Here is a 17,381-nt window from a genome sequence, read left to right as displayed (position 1 = left end):
TGTTTCAATCCACGCACCCATGAAGGGTGCGACAGCAAAAGTGTTTTCTTACAACCACTTTTGTTTGTACCTATGGGATAGGCTCCTACAGATACGGGGCATTTCTTCCTAAATTTAGGGATTCAATGAAAAGTTACGGCTTTCATAAAGGTTTTTCCGGGGCTAAAAGGATGTTCACTATACCTTGGCACTGCGTACGTTTTCACGGCATGCTTTCCGCCATAGATTTATATGATTTCCTATGCTCCGAGCATCCCCCGGCTCAATGGTTATTTCCCGTTACTTTTAATTTCATTATAGCACCATTTTACTTAAAACCATAATATCGTCCCGCCGCGTCCATAACGCCCTTAAGGCTGCAATCCTAATTTTTCCAACCATAAAAAATGGACGCAAGCGACTATTTCTCACTCTCGTCCATTTTTTTGTACGTTAACCCGCCTCTTATCCGAGGGCCCCTTCCAAGGCCTCACATTTCGAGGCAATCATTTTCTCAACGTTCCTTCGATAATCGTCGATGATCCAGCCCAGGACTTCTTCGTAATATTCATCCATATCCATCAGGTAAATGGTGTCCAGGATATCCTTTTTAAAATCGCCTCCCATACCGATATCGTAGTCATAGCAATACCGGGTTACGTTGTGCAGCACGCCTTTAAAGATCCGGCCGGCTTCCACTCGTTCCATCTCGTCGGTATCGATACACCGTTTATACCAGGCTTCATTGGCATAGGGGTCCTGTCTCATTTTCCGGTCGACCTTGGCGCCCCATTTGATGGGATTATAGTCTTTGAAGCTATCGATATATTGCGTCGGCAAGACGTTCCAGGTGCAAAAATCTTCCGGCAAAGCACAATCTCCCAAGGCGTCGACTACGCGGTCTGCCGTGTCCTGCAAAATGGCCTCGAACTGTTTGTTCCACTTGGCATACATCCCTTGTTCCGACCCATCGAAGAAGGGGGCAATTTTATCGGCCCCATATTGGCTGAGGACTTCCATGGCATATTGCTCGATGCGACCGTAATTTCTCCGGTAAAACTCGTTCCACGCGGCATCGCGTGCGGCTGAACTGCTCTTATATTCATAATAATGAGTCCCGTCTAAGTAATCGTAGTCGATGTCGAAGGCATATTTTTCCTTGTCAAAGTCATAATCGGAAGACGTCGGATTGGGAATTTCGATACTCGATAAAGCCTTTTTCAACTGTTCGACAATCGCCTGTGTTCCCACGCCGCGTAAGGATGCTGCCTGAATATCGCGGAACTGAATGGCCTGTTCCGGACAGAGTTCGACCATTTCCTGAGCCTCTGCGAGAACCTTGGGGTCCTCGATCTTCCCGTTATGTTTTACGCGGGCCTTGCCGTCCGAGCCTTCGGCAATATAGTCCGAAAAAGCAAGGCACGTCCCACATCCCGTGCATTTTTCCGCATCGATTTTTAATCGTTTCATCGTCGTCATCTCCTTAACCGATCTTTTTCACAGCTTCCGTGTATGCCTTCCCCAGTCGGACGGTCGTCATGATTTCTTGGGCAAGCTGCCCGTCTCTTGTTACCACCGGCGCATCGACAATTTTTTTCAAAGCATCGACTACATTCATGCAGGTCATCAAAACGTCCCGATTCTCCCGGGTGTAGCAATCCGGATCACTGCCTCGTGCTTCGATCAAGGCCTCAGACGTCCGAATCGTTTTGGCCAGCAGCAGATTCAGGCCTGCGATGACCGAAGAAATCGTTTCACACTGACCGATCATGATATCGATGGCTTTGGCGATATTTTCCGCCTGATCATAGACCACGTCTGCCGCCCGCAGCTGCTTCACCGACTCAGCGCGAAACTGCTCGGCGTCGTCTAACAGCGACCGGCCCAACCCGCCTTTCAAGAGGGACATCATGACCTCGGAATCGGTACATTGGCCCTTGGGAATGATGGCCATCCGCTGCAGACCATCGACGTATTCTTTTTTCAACGGGATAAGGGCTAATGCCCCCTTCCGTTTCTCGGCCTGGAAATCAATTTCGATAATCTTCTGATAGAGATCCACAAAGCGGCGAAAATTAGAAAGGGTCCCCCATTTTCGTTGAACGATGCGCTCTAAGGCCGCCTCTAATTCCTGCGATTTCTGCCTCACCAACAGCCGGGCCTCCGTTTCTCGTTGAAAGGCCTTCATCATGCGTCGCCGCGAATCTTCGTCCATGTTGCAGGCCTTATTCAAGTCATAAATAAATTTCCCTACTATCAGCGCCGCGATTGGCCACATGGCCCCAACCTCCTTTTTTATCATGCCCTTCACGCTAAAGGGTAAAGCCTTTTCGATCCTTGGAATCAAAATATCGATCAAAGGCATCTCGATTCCGAAAGCAACATTCCTCGTCAAAATAAGCTAAGATTCGATCCAAACCGGCAAAAATCTCATCGACATCGTCGGCTAAGGCCGATTCCAGCATTTGCTCAAATCCCAAATGGAAAGACTCATATTGGCGCCCCTTTTCCGCTTCATCCACGGCGTCCAGCCATTTCTCCAGCTCTTCCAGCACGACTTCCATGGCCTCCGTCAAGCGCTGAAAGGAAGCCAAATCCTCTTCAGACGCGGTTTCCACGAAATCATGAATCGCAGCCACAAGATCTTCCATCAAGTCGTCCTCTGCACCGCGCTCCATGCCGGCGTCATGAAAGTTCCCATCGAGAACCCTCAAATGGCCTTCACGCGGCTGCCCACTTCCATCCGAAGTACGCTCTTTCGTATCTCCCACGATATGCAGGGTAACCATCTCCCCCTGTGTCTTGTCAGTACCCTTCAAAGGAATATGTCTCTTCCGTTCCATATCCATAGAATCACCTCATCTCAAAATACACCTCTACCAATGAGTCCCCATGCGCAGCCTTCCGATACCCATCGCGCCTCTCAATAATCGGAGACAACACCTTCTCCCGCATCATCGCCGACGCCTAAAGGACTCGCTCCTTTCTTTCAATTATACAGAACTGCCCTGACAGAATATGTCACGGCTCACAAAAGGACTTACAAAAAGTGAGGTAAAGAAAAAAGACCTGCCATCCAAAAGGCAAGTCTTTCCTTTGTCCAGTCATAACCTATTCTGTTCGATGCAAGACACGGCCATGGCCTGTAATTCGCCGATAACCACCGAGCCATTTCAATCCACGCGCCCATGAGGGGCGCGACCGCAGTAACGACTAAAATTTCCGTTGAATATCGGTTTCAATCCACGCCCCCATAAGGGCGCGACCGATATTATTCCAAATAGCAATTACTGCCGCTCTGTTTCAATCCACGCACCCATGAGGGCACGACTAGGGGGCTAGCTTCCCTATGGATAGGGTTTGGGTATTTCAATCCACGCGCCCATAAGGGGCGCGACATACTATTTCAAATCAACTATTCAGAATAGCCAGCTCTCATGTTTCATCCGATGAAGAGAGTTCTATGAGGGCCTCTTTCAGAAAATCCAGGGCCGGACTGGAAAAATCAAAACACTTTGCCCGAGCGGCTTCCCCGATTTTCATACCCACAAAGCGATCGGTTCCAGAAAAATAGGCGTGCAGTTGATTTTTATGAGCTGTCCGCAAAGAGGTTCCCCGTTCATGTTCAACTGTATCTAAATAAGAATTAGATAGCGTCAATAAATCTTCCCCTGAAAATTCATTAGGGTTTTCTTTTAAAATCTGGCAGCACAGGTCTTCTAAAGTACCGTCACAAAAGCCGCCCTCAACATTTTTACCCGGCAGGAGTACAAAGCCGAAGCGGATGCCGTCAGGATTTTTAACAAATTCCCCGTCCAGCTTAATATCAATCCCGAAAGCCGCATTCATACTCTTCTGAAGGGATTGGGCCGCATTGACAGCACTGGCTTCGGCATCTCGTATAATCAGAAATCCTTGCATATGATCATAATGCTCTACGGAGTGGAGGACACGCAGCTTCTTTTGCAATTCTTCATTTCCGCCCAAATTGATAATATTGAAGGTATCCGGAACCACTTTGCCTTCAACAAGATGGGACACATAGCAGCGCAAAAAAAGCTCTTCATCCCGTCCTTCACACAAGATGACATGGGGAATCTTCGGTATAAGTTTTATGGAGTCGCCCTTTTTAGGCATATCACCGCACCTCCAATTCCGCATCTAGTGCCACTTCCAGTTCATCACCGGAGAAGGCATAGGCTTTTCGCCCTTTGTCAGAAACGCTGAGACGTTGATAACTAAGAGCCTCCAACTGATTCAACGCTTTCATCACAGCAACAGACTGTCGCAAAATATCGGCATTGTGGGTCGTAATCACTAGTTGGCAATGAATGCCCAAGGCCGCTTCGTACAAGGCGCGTAAAACCTTCGGATAGACGCTGTAATGGAATCCGTTTTCGATTTCGTCGAGCAGGACAATCCCATTGGGGCTGGTCAAGATAATCAGCAACAAATTCAGCGCCTTATTGATCCCATCGCCCATATAGGTAATCGGCATTTTCATCCCATCGTCTAAACTGACGTACACATAAGGATGGTTGTTTTCTACCAAAGTCATGATGTCTGAAATCCGCCCGTCAAAGAGGCGTAAGACAGCCAATAAATCGTCTTTTCGTCCGTCTAAGATAAACTTACCGACCCATTCGGCAATCGCCCCGTTATCTGGAATATACAGATTTCTATAAAAGCTTACCTTCACAAAAGATGCATAATCTTTTTTTGGATTATCAGAACTGGGCATATTACGAATCTGTGTATTTTCGAAAGAGTATCTTCCCTGAATAGTCTGATTCTCTTCGGTATGCGTATACTCTAAGGCAAAAAAGTAGTGATCCAAATCCTGCAAAGCATATCCTTGCTTAAAAATACCAGACACAAGCTCAGTATTAATATCAAGGCTGACATTTTCATCAGGGACTTTCTTCATCGTCAATACCGATGTTTTGCCGTTATCTTGCTCTACCGACAACGAAAATTCATCTGTTTTCTCAAAATTGAAAAACAAGGGATTCCAAATCCGTTCTGGTGAAGGTAATTGCCCATTACTGCTGCGGCTAGCAGCCAATGCTGAAAAAACGTTCCCATTCCAATAGCTAAACGACAAAAAAATAGCTTCCAAAATCGCAGACTTCCCGGAATTATTCCGTCCGCCCAGCAGCGTAATCGGGGCCAACTTGGTCACCGACAAATCTTGAAAACACCGGAAGTTATGTATATTCAATGTTGTAATCATGTTTTCACCCGCTTCCATATTAACTTTCCCGTAGTGATGATACTATTATATATATTTTAACATATTATGATACGCTTTTAGCATAATTTTCTAGTTTTATGTGGGTACATTTTTTTCGAGTTTATACGTATGTGTTTATAATCGCTATCACGCTCTTCCCTCAAGATTATTATCCATCCCCTATGCGATGACTAATGGCAACTGATGGATTCACTCATCCTGCCAATCTATTGCATAGCAAATTATTTACTAACCCGTATTTATTTCCACCTTAGATTTAATAACTACAACATATATTAAAATATAGTTGAACTACATAACTTCATGGCATATATCAATGGCGTCGCTAGCTTCTCATTTCGTGCCTAAAGCCTATCTTGCCGCCTATACATCCCGTTTCTCCCGGTCTCATAAGGCATTCGCACCTCATCGGGCGCAAAAAAAAGACTCGTCTTCAAAGTGAACCAACCCTTAAAGTTAGATTTTTAAGTCCAACTTTAAGAGGCAGTTCAAAAAGACAAGTCCTTTTATACTCTGTCATCCCTTATTCGTTTTCATATAAGCACCTCTCACGAGGGATGTCCCGGCTTACTTTGCACAAGAGGCGATAATCAAGCAGATAACTGCAAAAGCAACCACTCGCGAAAGCCAAGGCTTTCTTTTGGGTTCATCGGGTAAGCCTTTGAAATTGGGATCTTTCACTTGAGCCAATAATCGTCTGACTTTCTCACCATCCGCATCGTCAGGATCAATAAAGGTTAAGGCTCTTTCTAAAAAAGGAATGGCTTGCTTCTTGTCGTGGGTATACGTATAGGCAATGCCAAACTGATAGTAGACCCAAAAAGCAGGCTTCAAATATTCCATTCTTTTATGCGACGATTTTTCTATATATTCAATAAACTTGTCCTCCTCGCGAAGGAACATGCCAAAAAAGTTCTTTAGCGAGCTCTGATTGCTCTCTTCATTCCCCGCTTCAAATTGAAAATTGTCGGCAAACACTTTTAACAGCCATGCGGCATGATTATGCAAGTCCTCAGCGTAGGCGTTAACGCAGTACTCTTCTTCGTTGTCAAGAAACACCTCATTTTCAAAGGGGTCACCAACTTCCAACAGGAAGTCATAGGTCTCACGTTGATATGGATTGGCCAGTTCACTATAGGCCTCCTGCAACAAGGCCATCTTTTTTTCTGCCTCAGCCCGGGGAAGAGAGGTCGTATCGGGATGATACTTTTTGGCTAAGGCAAGGTAGGCCCGGTGAATCTCTTCCGTGGATGCCTTGGGGTCAACACCTAAAAGCTCGTAATAATTCTCCATATAATCAGACATGCCGAGTAACACCTTCTTTCGAACAAAAAGACGATTGACTTCCCCCCTATAAGTCTGAATACGATTCCCCGCTTCCAAAAATGCCTCTATCTCAAGCGCTGTTTTTTACCTTCTTATAGCCTCGGGTACTCAAATACCCGATTCCCAAAATCACGCCAATTTTTACCACCGTTTTTACGATCTTCGGGAGCATAAATCCAAACCCAAAACCGATCATCCGACGCATCGTTATCTTCTTCATCAGCTTCACCCTCCTATGGTTGAAAAAGAATGGTATCCTAATTATCGCGATTACGCGAATAGTCATTGCGTAACGAAAAGAAAATTGAGGCCCCAAACGTCCCCGTCAGAAAGCATTTCCGCTTCCCCTTAATATGATTCAGAACATCCTTTTATGGGTTTTAAAATACCCGCCTTCCTCAGTCCTAGAAATTCGCGCACAGTCTGCCATTCACATCTTGCCGAATACGCATCCTCAAAGGCACCTTCACTTTTTCTTTCGCATTCCCGGACAGTTTGGCCGCCGGCCCACCGCAGCCATCGGAAATCTTATGTTCCTTTCACCTCAGAAGTCTTTATCTCGGCTAAGGCCTGCCGTACGAGTTCCTGCAGTTCTTCATCGAACTCGTAATCCATGGCCGCTTTTTTATACCATTTTATGGCTTGTTCACGATCTTGTTCGACGCCGGTACCGTGACGATAACAGTTGCCCAACTGACAGGCTGCCCAAGGGTTGAGGAATTCACGTTCCACCGCTTTTCGATACCAGGCGACGGCTTTTCCATAGTCTTGTTCGACGCCTTCTCCGTGATAATAACAGTTCCCTAAATGATATTGGGCCACATCATAACCTTGGTCGGCTGCTTTTTGGTACCAGGCTGCAGCTTTCCGGTAATCCTGCTCGACGCCCTTCCCTTCATAATAGCAGAGCCCTAACTGATTCTGCGCACTGTCATGGCCTTGGTCGGCTGACTTTTGAAACCAAGAAAAGGCCTGCTCGCAATCGCTGCCGCACATTTGTCCCAAAGTGAATTGTGCGCCGGGACTTCCCAGGTCAACGGCCTCCCGATAGAAATAAGCGTACCATTTAGCATACATCCAGTCCTGCGGAGTCTCATACCGACCGCAGAAAACCTCACCGACATCGTCTCGCCACAACGCAATTTCAGCAGCATCGTCGATCGTATGGAGCCTCAAAAAAAGGGTGAACGGCTCCTGCGAAGAAGAAATCTCTTTTACCATCTCGCGATTACAGGGAATATGAACCCGGGTATCGGCCAACAATAAATTTTCAAAAATCGGTCTTGCATAATCGCAAAAAGCCCAAATATAAAAGGGCAGCATCTCCTCCTCGGCATCATAGTCATCGGGGACAGCCTTAGCGCAGCCAAAGGGCAGCAAAGGCATGCGGCTGATCCTTTCATCATAGGCTGCCTCCGTTTCATAAGGAAAGGGCTCCCAACAGAGAGGCTGAACGGCGATCAACTCGTCACCATGCTTCAGATACACCCGGCTGTAATCACAACAGACCTCATCGTCATACATCATCAACTTTGCCACCAAATCCCCGTCGATGACCGTATCATCGCTCACGCCGGTCACATAAAAAGCTTCGACAGGCGAAAATTGGATATCGGGATTATGATCGATATGGTATCGCAAAAAACAGTTGTCCGTATACCCGTCGCCGTCCAGAGGGGGATTAAGAATGGCACAGCCGATATACACGGGCTCCATAGCCTTTATCCGCTGCCGGAAGGCACTTGGCGTTTCAAAAACCCGGCGGGACAGGGACGGCACCTGCCGCGACGCATCCCCAGTGACCTCGGACGGCCTTTCTCCCTGTTCCAAATAGCGGCTCACGGCGGGGACATCGTCGGGCAAAAAGTCTTCCGGCCGATAAGACTTTCCCTTATACAGCCCATAGGCTACCGTCAGGATCAACAACCGGGCCAAGCACGACGGCACATCCCCATCCTCCCGGCCATAGGGCTCGATCATACGGCGAACCTCATGGAAATGGCGGCTTAAGCCTTGATCCACGAACTGATTTTCTTCTAATTCATTGATGCCCTGAAACAACTTCAGATAAGCAGCCCCTAAATCATGAATCATCCATCTCATGGCCCGGCGCATCTCATCCATGGCCTCCTTAGCCTCGGAAGCCTGCTCAGCCCAGACGCAGCAATCATATAAACGGGGGAAATCATGCTCCAAAAAACGAAATCTCGATACCGTCATAACCCTATCCTCCCAATTGGCGAATTTCTCACGAATTCCATGGCTGTTATAAGCTCTATTATACAGAACCATCATGACAGAATATGCCCCTGTCAAATATTCAGCTTGCCTGATAGCCCTTTCTTTACACCCGGTTCAATCGATCATACCTTTCCTATCTGTCATAAAAAGCATTGCCCCATAAAAAAGCAAATCTCAATGTATGCTCCGGAGCGCCTCCATTTAGGACTGACAACCATCATTTCGCCCTTACCCGTGAATCAATAGAATAACCCAAAATATACAAATGCCGGTACCGGACATCACAAAACAGATGCCCGTACCGGCATTTCTCATGCACTCTTCATTTTTGCGCCTAGCAGCATACCGGCCCCTTACGGGGATTTTGGTACTCCGATGTCAAGACATGGAGGTTATTATGGCAACGATTCTCGAAGTTTCCGGCCCCTTGCGGGGATTATGGTTCTAAACTACTACAAAGAAAAGGTATATGTCTTAACACATGGAGAAGTGTTTCCGTCCCCTTGCGGGGATTATGGTTCTAAACAGTAATCAGATGATGGGAACGTATTACCAGACGATGCCGTTTCCGTCCCCTTACGGGGATTAAGGTTCTAAACTGTTTTCGCAATCATCACTAGTCCCGCAAGCTTTTTGTTTCCGTCCCCTTACGGGGATTAAGGTTCTAAACAGACAAGGCATTAGCTATTGATGGGGGTTGTACTTGGTTTCCGTCCCCTTACGGGGATTGAGGTTCTTAACAGCACCCCTTACAAATGGCTTAACTACGCCGTCGAAAATGGCATTTGCGGGGCGGATTTTATTTTCCGCCTTCTTCTGTTTTTTCGCTTCAAAAATCATCACACGCTGCATTTTCATCCCATTCCTTAGGAAGAACTAGGTATCCGTCTTTATCTCTATACCCTACAAAGTCTGTTTCTTTATAAGGAATGGTGAATTTTGGGATGGGCGGCTTACTTGTAAAGAAGGTTTTAATCTCTTCTTTCGATATTTTAGCGTGCTTATCACCATTTTTGTGTGCTGCAGTCCATGGTGACTGTACCTGACGCGACAAAGCAACGAGTGCCGATGTAGAAAACTGGCCATAGTAGCTCAAGACATCAATCAAAACATCTTTTTCCTGTTCAGAGAACGTGTCCTGATATTCAACACCGTCTTTTATCGGTTCTCGCCCAAATTCTTTATAGGTCCGATAGACAGAAGGAGCTACCGGGCCATAATCCCAAGCTTCCATATTCTCATCAAAAAGAGGCTTTCCTAACTGCCGTAAACATTCTCCCTGTGCAAAATACAAAAGCTTATTCACACGCATGTTGGTCATCAAATCGTCTGTGGGGATCGTATTGGCAATATTGATAAAAAACCTTGCAACATCAATAGCCTGTACCATTTCTCCCCCTCCTGTTCGTTCCATCAAGATTCTTTACGCCTTACTAGACAATCATAGATTATAACAAAACACAAGACGTTAACACCTTTCATAAAGTTATTATACCATTTTTTAAAAGGAGTCACATTAAATCTGGGAAATTCCGTCCCCCCTATTGATTACCTCCTTTCTTACCAAGAAAGGAGTCTAAGTAGATTCGGGGATTGAGGTTCTAAACGCAGAGTGCCCTTGGGGATATAATTCAGGCTCAAAACGTTTCCGTCCCCTTACGGGGATTGAGGTTCTTAACCACCGGCACCAATCGTGCATGTTGTCGAGACTGGCGAAACGTTTCCGTCCCCTCGCGGGGATTGTGGTGCTAAACGCCGACGCTGGGAAGATATCGCAGATGAAATGCATTAGTTTCCGTCCCCTTTCGGGGATTGAGGTTCTTAGCGATGACGAAGTTGTGGTTACGTCTGATAAAGATTACACGTTTCCGTCCCCTTTCGGGGTGGGTGGTTCTAAACAGCGCCCCTTACAAATGGCTTAACTACGCCATCGAAAATGGCGTTTGCGGGGCGGATTTTGTTTTTCGGCTTTTTTCTGTTTTTTCAGTGAAATTCGCTTTCAAAAATCCTCACAAGCCTCAAATTCATCACACCGGGGCAGCATGGTATAAAATCCATGGATATGTTTATATTATACCATATTTTTGAAGTTCTTTGTCGTATATTGAAATACTTTTCGATGGCGCCACTACGAAACACTTTTCTTTAAAAGCGCTCTCTGAAAAAGTGTTTTCATTTTGCCTAAATCTGTTTCGTCTGCTATAATATTAGACAAATCAAAGGAATCGATCACCAGTGGACCATTAGGCGTCCGGGCTGAGGTATTTATACCAGTAAGCCAGTGATCGGTTCTTTTTTTGTTTATCTTTTTTTGTTTATCTTTTTTTGTTTATCTTTTTTGTTTATCTTTTTTCCATCTATTTCGCTACCAATCAACACCTGTGATTTCAAAAACCAACCATGTGATACGGTCAATCATGACCGCATCCGACGATATCGGAATTTTGACGAACCTCAAAATAAGACTGTATTCAAAAAAGAGACTTGCCCATCAAAAGGCGAGTCTCCTGTATTCCCCACCATCCCTACTTAGGAATGGCAATATGGTATTGTTCATTCATGGCCGGATCGGGCTGAATCTTAATTTTGATGGTCCGTGAGATAAGGCCGTGTTTATAGAGGGTCCGGCTGATTTTTCCGCTCATATAGGCCGGGTGAGGCCAGTTACTGGCAGTATCTCCCTTGGGCACGCGGAGTATCATTTCAGTCTTTCCTTCGCGATCAGCCGCTTGAATCTGTTCGATCAAGTTATAATCGATTTCATAGCAAACGGAAGGCGGCACGCTTCCTATCGTACTTTGGGCAAATCCTTGCCCGCCGAGGCCGACTTCAACGACGAAAAACAGCACCAATAGAGGCCCGACAAAGACACTCTTCCCATACTGTTTGAACACATAGGCCAAGGACAAGGCCATCAATAAGACGGTCCAAATGATGAAGGAAATAAAGACGTCGCTGCGGCCGATGTATCCCGGGCCGGCCTTAGCACAAACGAATAATAAATAGATGGCAGACACGAGCGACGTACCAAGATACATTCCGAGGATCGAATCGTAAGCCTTATCTTTTTTTCGATAACGGCTATACAGAGCCGCTGCGATAGAAAGAACACCTACCACGACAACATCGACGCTTATTCGACTGAGCATAGACAAAAAGATTTTTCCTGTTTCGCCAATCTCAGAAATAGACAGGCTCCTACCGATATCATGAGCCCGGCCGCCGTGAGATTCAAACACGAGGGCAATGAGCCAAACTACGATGATGCCGATATAAAAAGCATTTTTCTTTACAAAAGCCCTATATCCGCCATGTTCTTTGAGATAAGCGAAGAACCGGAATCCCAGCAGGCAGCTGACATAGGCCGCCAAAATGATATTGGATAAGGCGTTGGAAAAAATCGCCAAGTATATACAAAACAGCAGCACACTACGACGACTCACACTTAGGTTCAAAGCTTCATGAGCGATATCAAAGCGGGCTAAATACAGCACGACACAAAGGTTGACGAAGGCCGGAATCACATAGTGATAGATGCAGGTCAAATTACCACTACCAAAGAGATACGGCACAGGCGATGATTTTTCATAGAAAAGGACAAAATGAAAGAGGAAAAACAGGACCGTGACCATCATATTGGCATAGTCGGACAGAGAAAGCCAACGTTCTACGAATCGAAAGAAGAGATACATATAGAGGCTGACGAGGCCGCCCATGACCAAAGCCGATGTCAAGGCAATAGCTCCTATATAGTCGCCGATGAGCGGATATACGACATAAGCGGCAATGAGTCCGACTAAAGGAAACAGTGTCTCCGGCAGGACTTTAATCGGGTTATAGGCCCCGGTCATGGGAACGGCTTTTCGCATGGAAGCGAGGTTCAACCAGTCGTCACCGTCATAAGGAACCAAGGGATGAGCCATCGTAAAAAAGATGACGATACTCAAAAAAATGAGTCCAAAAAATATTTCTCGCCGATAATTAAAAACACTTTTACTTCCCATACTTGCAGACCTCCCTGACCTTATCCTGATTCATGACCTTATCGCCATTGACATCTTGCACCAAATAGAGAGGACGGAATTTACTTTCATTGAAGACTCGTCCCAAATATTCCCCGATAATTCCGAGGAAGGAGAGCTGGACGCCGCCGATGAAGAGGATGGCTGAAATGAGGGACGGATAGCCCGGCACGTCTTCGCCAAAAAGGATTGTCCGCCCGATGATAAACAGCATGTAGATCATGGCAATAAAGGCCAGGAAAATACCGACATAAGTTGCAGCCCGCAAGGGCGCCGTAGTGAAACTGGTAATGCCTTCGATGGCCAAGTTGAGGAGTTTCCAATAGTTCCACTTAGTCTTGCCGGCAGCTCGGGCGTCGCGGTCAAAGAGGATTTCCTTCTTTTCAAAGCCAATCCAGCTGAAAAGGCCTTTATTGTATCGCTGAGATTCACGCATCATCCGCAGGGCGTTCAGGCACTGGCGGTCGAGGAGACGAAAATCACCGACATCGCGCTGCATGGGAGCATTAGATAATTTCTGCAAAATCGTATAAAAGGCATGGGACGACCATTTCTTGAAAAAGGTTTCCCCGGCTCGGCTGCGCCGTTTGGCACTGACGTCCTGATAGCCCTGTTCCCACCAATGAATCAGTTCGGGAATGAGTTCCGGCGGGTCCTGCAAATCGGCATCCATGATGATAGCCGCATCACCGGTCAAATAATCGATACCGGCCGTCATGGCGATTTCCTTACCAAAATTACGGGACAAATTAACGTAAGACACGCGGTCATCCTTCTCCCGCAACTCGTGCATAATCGAGAGCGTCCCATCCTTGCTGCCGTCATTGACGAACATAAACTGGAAATCATAAGACGGAATCCCCTCGATGACGGCTGCCGTACGACGATAGAATTCCCGCAAAACCGCCTCTTCATTGTAACAAGGCACTAAAATTGAAATCAATAATCTTCCTTTTTGTCCATCCAATTCATTCATTTCCTCAGCCACTTATTGCACCCTTTCTTTGATTTAAGCTTCCTTATCGGCGGCAAAACGTCCAGTAAAAAGCGAGTTCTATATCCGTTATGGCATAGAACCCGCTTTCGCTTGGGAAGCTATTATGATTTATTATACCATATATCCAACGTCCTAACCAACAAGCCCTTCCTCGGTCAGGTACTTCTCCATCAATTTCAGACCTCGTTTAACATGCTTCTCGATTGCCGTTTTACTGAGGCCGTATTTTCTCGCCAATTCACGGTATGAATAGCGCTGAAAAAAGTAAAGCCAAATCATCTGACGCTGCCGTTCCGGCAATTTTTCCAAGGCAAGTTTTAATTCCCGATGCCGTTCATTCTGAAAATACTGTTGTTCCGGACATTCAGCCTCAGAGGCCAAGGCCGTTTCAGGCAAGTCGGTCACGATATCATTTTCAACGATATTTTTATTGATATTTTTATGATATCGTTGATGCCCATAGGATTCACGACGAAAATAATTATGTACTGAAGCTACCATCACTTCAGCCACCGTCTCCGGTTGATCCAGATCATACTGAAGAATACAGTGCATCGCTCCCTGAAAAGCAGTAGAAAGAGCTTCATCAAAATCATGATAATGCCACCGATACTGCTTATGATACTGCTTCGCTTGATTACGAAACAGGGGCATAAATTCATGAATCAACTCTTCTGCCGCCAATTTATCGCCGCGCTGGGCCGCACGGATACAATGTCTTAACTGAATCGTCATGAAACCAACTCCTTACTTAAATTTTTTAGATTAGAAACACCCCTCACTACTTCCTCACATTTCTCATCAAAAATTCAGATACGGAAAATACCCTGAGCGGCAGGTGCTGCCCAAGGTATCCCCCTGTATTACGACAACGCTTATTCGAGCGTTTCGACTTTACGTGTTACGATCTGGCTGTCTTTCAAAGCCATCAGGTTGCCGCCGTCGTCGGTCGCAAAGATTTTCGCATCGACGATGGCATTGGCTGCAGCATCGACGGTTGCTTTGTCGAGGTCTGCCTTCGGCGAAGCGATGGAATAGCTGACGTTCTTATTGATGCCGTCGACGAAGGTCAGGCGCAGCGTTTTCGTTTCCGATTTAATAGCCATTGGTTTCTCTCCTTTCTGTTTAGATTTCCGGAAGACTCGAAGGCCCTTCCTTAGCCCGTGATCTCGTTTTCGACGACTTCACGGACGGTCACGATGGGATTTTCGTACAAGGTGCCGATTGCATCGACAGCCGTGATGACACTGGCTGCGTCGGCTCCGACGACGAGGTTGCGCATCAGTACCGATTTGCTCCGCGTTTCGCCGTATTCGTCCGGATAGGACAAGACCAGCTTCAATTTGCTGGATACTGCACTGCGTTCTGCCATGATTCATGCCTCCTTTCTTTAAAAATTATGTGTGAATCGGGTATACACCCGTTACGTCAAACAAGGTTATGCGGCGTCCCCCCAGAGGGCGGCGCCTTTCATCTGGACGGGGTACTGCATGATGCCTGTGGCAATGGCCCTGGCCGCGGCATCTTTATGCGCCTCGTAGCGGCGCCAGTCGCAGTCGTTGTCAAGGAAACAGACTTCGACGAGGACGGCCGGCATCATGGTGCTGCGCAGGACGAAGAGCCCCGGCCGTTCTTTGAGGCCCCGGTTCGGGAGGTTCAAGACGGCTTTCAAATTGGACTGGATACAGTGCCCCAGCATCAAACTTCCCGTAGAGCCCGAGATCAGCGTCTCCGTCCCGCTGGCACGGCCGTTGAAAGCGTTAAAATGAAGGGAAATAAAGAGGTCGCAGTCTTCACTATTGGCCTCGTCACAGACGGCATAGAGATTGTCGTTCTGTCCGAAGCGTACGGCAATACCGTTATCTTCGAGGTAGGACATGACGAGGCAGGCCAATTCATAGGCTGCGTCGCATTCCCTGAGGTCAAGGCGCGGATTGACGGCGCCCGAATCAAGCTGCCGGTCGTGGCCGGCGTTCACATAGACTTTCATAATGCTCCTTTCTTAAAACTCACTTCTTGTTCCGATTTCTACACTGGCTGTTTGGCCGCCGATGGCGATGCCCTGAATGGCTTTCTTTTTATAAGGACAAGGACAGGTATCGGTCCGCCCGCATTCGGCATAAGGCCTGATGGGAAGCAAGAGAGCGCTGGCCCTTTGCAGGATGAAAATGAGTCGCCTCTTGTCGAGGTTTCGCAAGAAACGAAAGAGTTGGTTCATAATATCTCCTTTCTTTAGGCAATTTTACGGATGACTAAGGTAATCATGCCGTTATCATTCAATTCCATATAGGTCCGGTAAGGACTTCCGGCAGCGATTTCAGACTCCCGGGTACTCATGCAGTTCATGATATCGAGACAGTTGCGCCTAGCCGTCGCTTCGCTGATATCCGGGAAGAACTGGCGGGCGAAGTCCATCACATGGGGACTCATGCCCCCGTATTCTTTGGGCCTATTTTCCCGGATCCGATCCATGGTCTCCGTCACGCGCCGTTTCGTTTCCGGGCTCATCGTCGTGGAGACAGGGGTCGCCTCGTAGACGCGGCGGTTCATCTCCTTTCGCATCTGCTGCCATTCGGCAACAATGTCGGCAAGGGACGGTGCAAATTTATGGGATGAAACAATTCTTTTAGCCAAGGTCTCCGCCTGGGTCACCGATATGTCGGAGCCCAGACTTTCCTTCACCATTTCGATGAAGATGGGGTTTGTATTCTGGTTCGCCCCGTAACACGCCTTCAACGTATTCATTAAAGTTGGGATAGCCATGGAATTCATCTTCCTTTCGTTTGCCGCGCATGGGTCGTCCGTTGCTGTTCTTCAAAATGGCGGCAATGTAGTTAATATTATTGACCTTGTTTTCGTGAGCCATCTCAATGGCCGTACAAGTGGATTCGCTGCCCCACATGTTTTCCAAGGTGATTAATCGATGGGCAAACTCGCCCTGCATGGGCCCGAAGAGGTTCTGATACGTCTGGACCGAGGCGTAGCCCGTCACAGCCTTTGGCGTCGTCACAGCTTCGCCTGTAAGCCTTTCCGGTTCCGATTGAGGCTCTTCCCCTTCATCAGTATCAGGAATCTCCTCCTGCGGCATGTCACTCGCCTTTTCAGCTACGACAGCTTCTTCGACGAGCTGTTCGATGGGCAGGGCAACCGGTTCTTCGCCCAGAGTATCCGGATGGACTTCACCGGAAGGTTCAACGATAAGGCTTTTTTCCGGAAGGCCTTCTTGTGAAGCTTCTTGAGCCAAGCGCTGCCTCTCACGATAGCGGCGAACCCGTTCATTGGTCTGCTCCCTTCGCCTCTCATCTCGATGAAAGCTTTGCAGTTCATCCCAGATGACGATGCGGATCATCCCTTTTTCGTCGCGTTCAATGAGGTCGACCTGTTCGAGTGCCCGTAGTCCGTTTTCAATGAAAGGCTGGCGGCGGTGCAGGCTCTTGGCAATGAGCTGCGTCGTAAGGGGCTCGGTCTCCGACACGTAAATCTTACCGTCGTCGTTGACCATCCCGGCCATATCCTTTAAGAAGAACCATAAGACGATATACGAATCGCCGTTAGGAAGATT

18 protein-coding genes and 1 CRISPR repeat array are annotated in these 17,381 nt (G+C 47.2%); all 18 genes read right to left on the bottom strand.

Annotation, left to right across the window (positions count from 1 at the left end; genetic code table 11):
• Positions 1–444 precede the first annotated feature (444 nt).
• Positions 445–1,449, bottom strand: a complete 1,005-nt coding sequence (locus UCI88_RS00610) for a ferredoxin (protein ID WP_256180187.1) — start codon at positions 1,447–1,449, stop codon at positions 445–447.
• Positions 1,450–1,462: 13 nt separating this feature from the next.
• The gene (locus UCI88_RS00605; RefSeq protein ID WP_256180188.1) at positions 1,463–2,257 is read right to left on the bottom strand and encodes a hypothetical protein; all 795 of its coding nucleotides are present in this window, start codon (positions 2,255–2,257) and stop codon (positions 1,463–1,465) included.
• Positions 2,258–2,291: 34 nt separating this feature from the next.
• Positions 2,292–2,828: a hypothetical protein gene (locus UCI88_RS00600; RefSeq protein WP_256180189.1), complete on the bottom strand. Its 537-nt coding sequence runs from the start codon at positions 2,826–2,828 to the stop codon at positions 2,292–2,294.
• Between the two features lie 586 nt (positions 2,829–3,414).
• Positions 3,415–4,116: a DUF3226 domain-containing protein gene (locus tag UCI88_RS00595; protein WP_256180190.1), complete on the bottom strand. Its 702-nt coding sequence runs from the start codon at positions 4,114–4,116 to the stop codon at positions 3,415–3,417.
• Position 4,117: 1 nt separating this feature from the next.
• On the bottom strand, positions 4,118–5,230 hold the full coding sequence (locus tag UCI88_RS00590) for an AAA family ATPase (protein WP_256180191.1): 1,113 nt from the start codon (positions 5,228–5,230) through the stop codon (positions 4,118–4,120).
• 570 nt (positions 5,231–5,800) lie between these two features.
• Complete coding sequence (locus UCI88_RS00585; RefSeq protein ID WP_256180192.1) at positions 5,801–6,538, bottom strand: J domain-containing protein; 738 nt, start codon at positions 6,536–6,538, stop codon at positions 5,801–5,803.
• A 91-nt stretch (positions 6,539–6,629) separates the two neighbouring features.
• Positions 6,630–6,779: a hypothetical protein gene (locus UCI88_RS00580; RefSeq protein WP_154651868.1), complete on the bottom strand. Its 150-nt coding sequence runs from the start codon at positions 6,777–6,779 to the stop codon at positions 6,630–6,632.
• A gap of 308 nt (positions 6,780–7,087) precedes the next feature.
• Positions 7,088–8,779, bottom strand: a complete 1,692-nt coding sequence (locus tag UCI88_RS00575) for a tetratricopeptide repeat protein (protein ID WP_256180193.1) — start codon at positions 8,777–8,779, stop codon at positions 7,088–7,090.
• A gap of 436 nt (positions 8,780–9,215) precedes the next feature.
• Positions 9,216–9,541: a CRISPR direct-repeat array (repeat unit 35 nt; unit sequence GTTTCCGTCCCCTTACGGGGATTAAGGTTCTAAAC).
• 88 nt (positions 9,542–9,629) lie between these two features.
• A complete protein-coding gene (locus tag UCI88_RS00565; RefSeq protein ID WP_256180195.1) occupies positions 9,630–10,190 on the bottom strand; it encodes a Panacea domain-containing protein in 561 nt (186 codons plus the stop codon).
• A 1,135-nt stretch (positions 10,191–11,325) separates the two neighbouring features.
• Positions 11,326–12,804, bottom strand: coding sequence for a hypothetical protein (locus tag UCI88_RS00560; protein WP_256180196.1), 1,479 nt, complete (start codon positions 12,802–12,804; stop codon positions 11,326–11,328).
• Positions 12,794–13,798 carry a glycosyltransferase family 2 protein gene (locus UCI88_RS00555; protein WP_256180197.1) on the bottom strand — a complete coding sequence of 335 codons (1,005 nt, stop codon included), beginning with the start codon at positions 13,796–13,798 and terminating at the stop codon, positions 12,794–12,796. The genes UCI88_RS00560 and UCI88_RS00555 overlap by 11 nt, the downstream gene beginning before the upstream one ends.
• 153 nt (positions 13,799–13,951) lie before the next feature.
• Positions 13,952–14,554, bottom strand: coding sequence for an RNA polymerase sigma factor (locus UCI88_RS00550; RefSeq protein WP_256180198.1), 603 nt, complete (start codon positions 14,552–14,554; stop codon positions 13,952–13,954).
• A 140-nt stretch (positions 14,555–14,694) separates the two neighbouring features.
• Positions 14,695–14,925 (bottom strand): DUF2922 domain-containing protein, encoded by a 231-nt coding sequence (locus UCI88_RS00545; protein WP_044503863.1) that lies wholly within the window; start codon positions 14,923–14,925, stop codon positions 14,695–14,697.
• Positions 14,926–14,975: 50 nt separating this feature from the next.
• Positions 14,976–15,191: a DUF1659 domain-containing protein gene (locus UCI88_RS00540; RefSeq protein WP_044503864.1), complete on the bottom strand. Its 216-nt coding sequence runs from the start codon at positions 15,189–15,191 to the stop codon at positions 14,976–14,978.
• A 66-nt stretch (positions 15,192–15,257) separates the two neighbouring features.
• Positions 15,258–15,809, bottom strand: coding sequence for an N-acetylmuramoyl-L-alanine amidase family protein (locus tag UCI88_RS00535; protein ID WP_256180199.1), 552 nt, complete (start codon positions 15,807–15,809; stop codon positions 15,258–15,260).
• A gap of 12 nt (positions 15,810–15,821) precedes the next feature.
• Positions 15,822–16,037 carry a hypothetical protein gene (locus UCI88_RS00530; RefSeq protein ID WP_256180200.1) on the bottom strand — a complete coding sequence of 72 codons (216 nt, stop codon included), beginning with the start codon at positions 16,035–16,037 and terminating at the stop codon, positions 15,822–15,824.
• A gap of 14 nt (positions 16,038–16,051) precedes the next feature.
• Positions 16,052–16,453 carry a hypothetical protein gene (locus tag UCI88_RS00525; protein ID WP_256180201.1) on the bottom strand — a complete coding sequence of 134 codons (402 nt, stop codon included), beginning with the start codon at positions 16,451–16,453 and terminating at the stop codon, positions 16,052–16,054.
• The coding region (locus UCI88_RS00520) for a phage replisome organizer N-terminal domain-containing protein (protein ID WP_330023868.1) at positions 16,446–17,381 on the bottom strand (936 nt) is incomplete at its 5' end. The genes UCI88_RS00520 and UCI88_RS00525, both read right to left, overlap by 8 nt.

Origin of the sequence: Megasphaera massiliensis, from assembly GCF_036305205.1 — a bacterium.
Taxonomy (GTDB): domain Bacteria; phylum Bacillota; class Negativicutes; order Veillonellales; family Megasphaeraceae; genus Megasphaera; species Megasphaera massiliensis.
The sequence above is the reverse complement of the archived record's forward strand: the minus strand, read 5'-3'. Positions and strand labels throughout refer to the sequence as shown.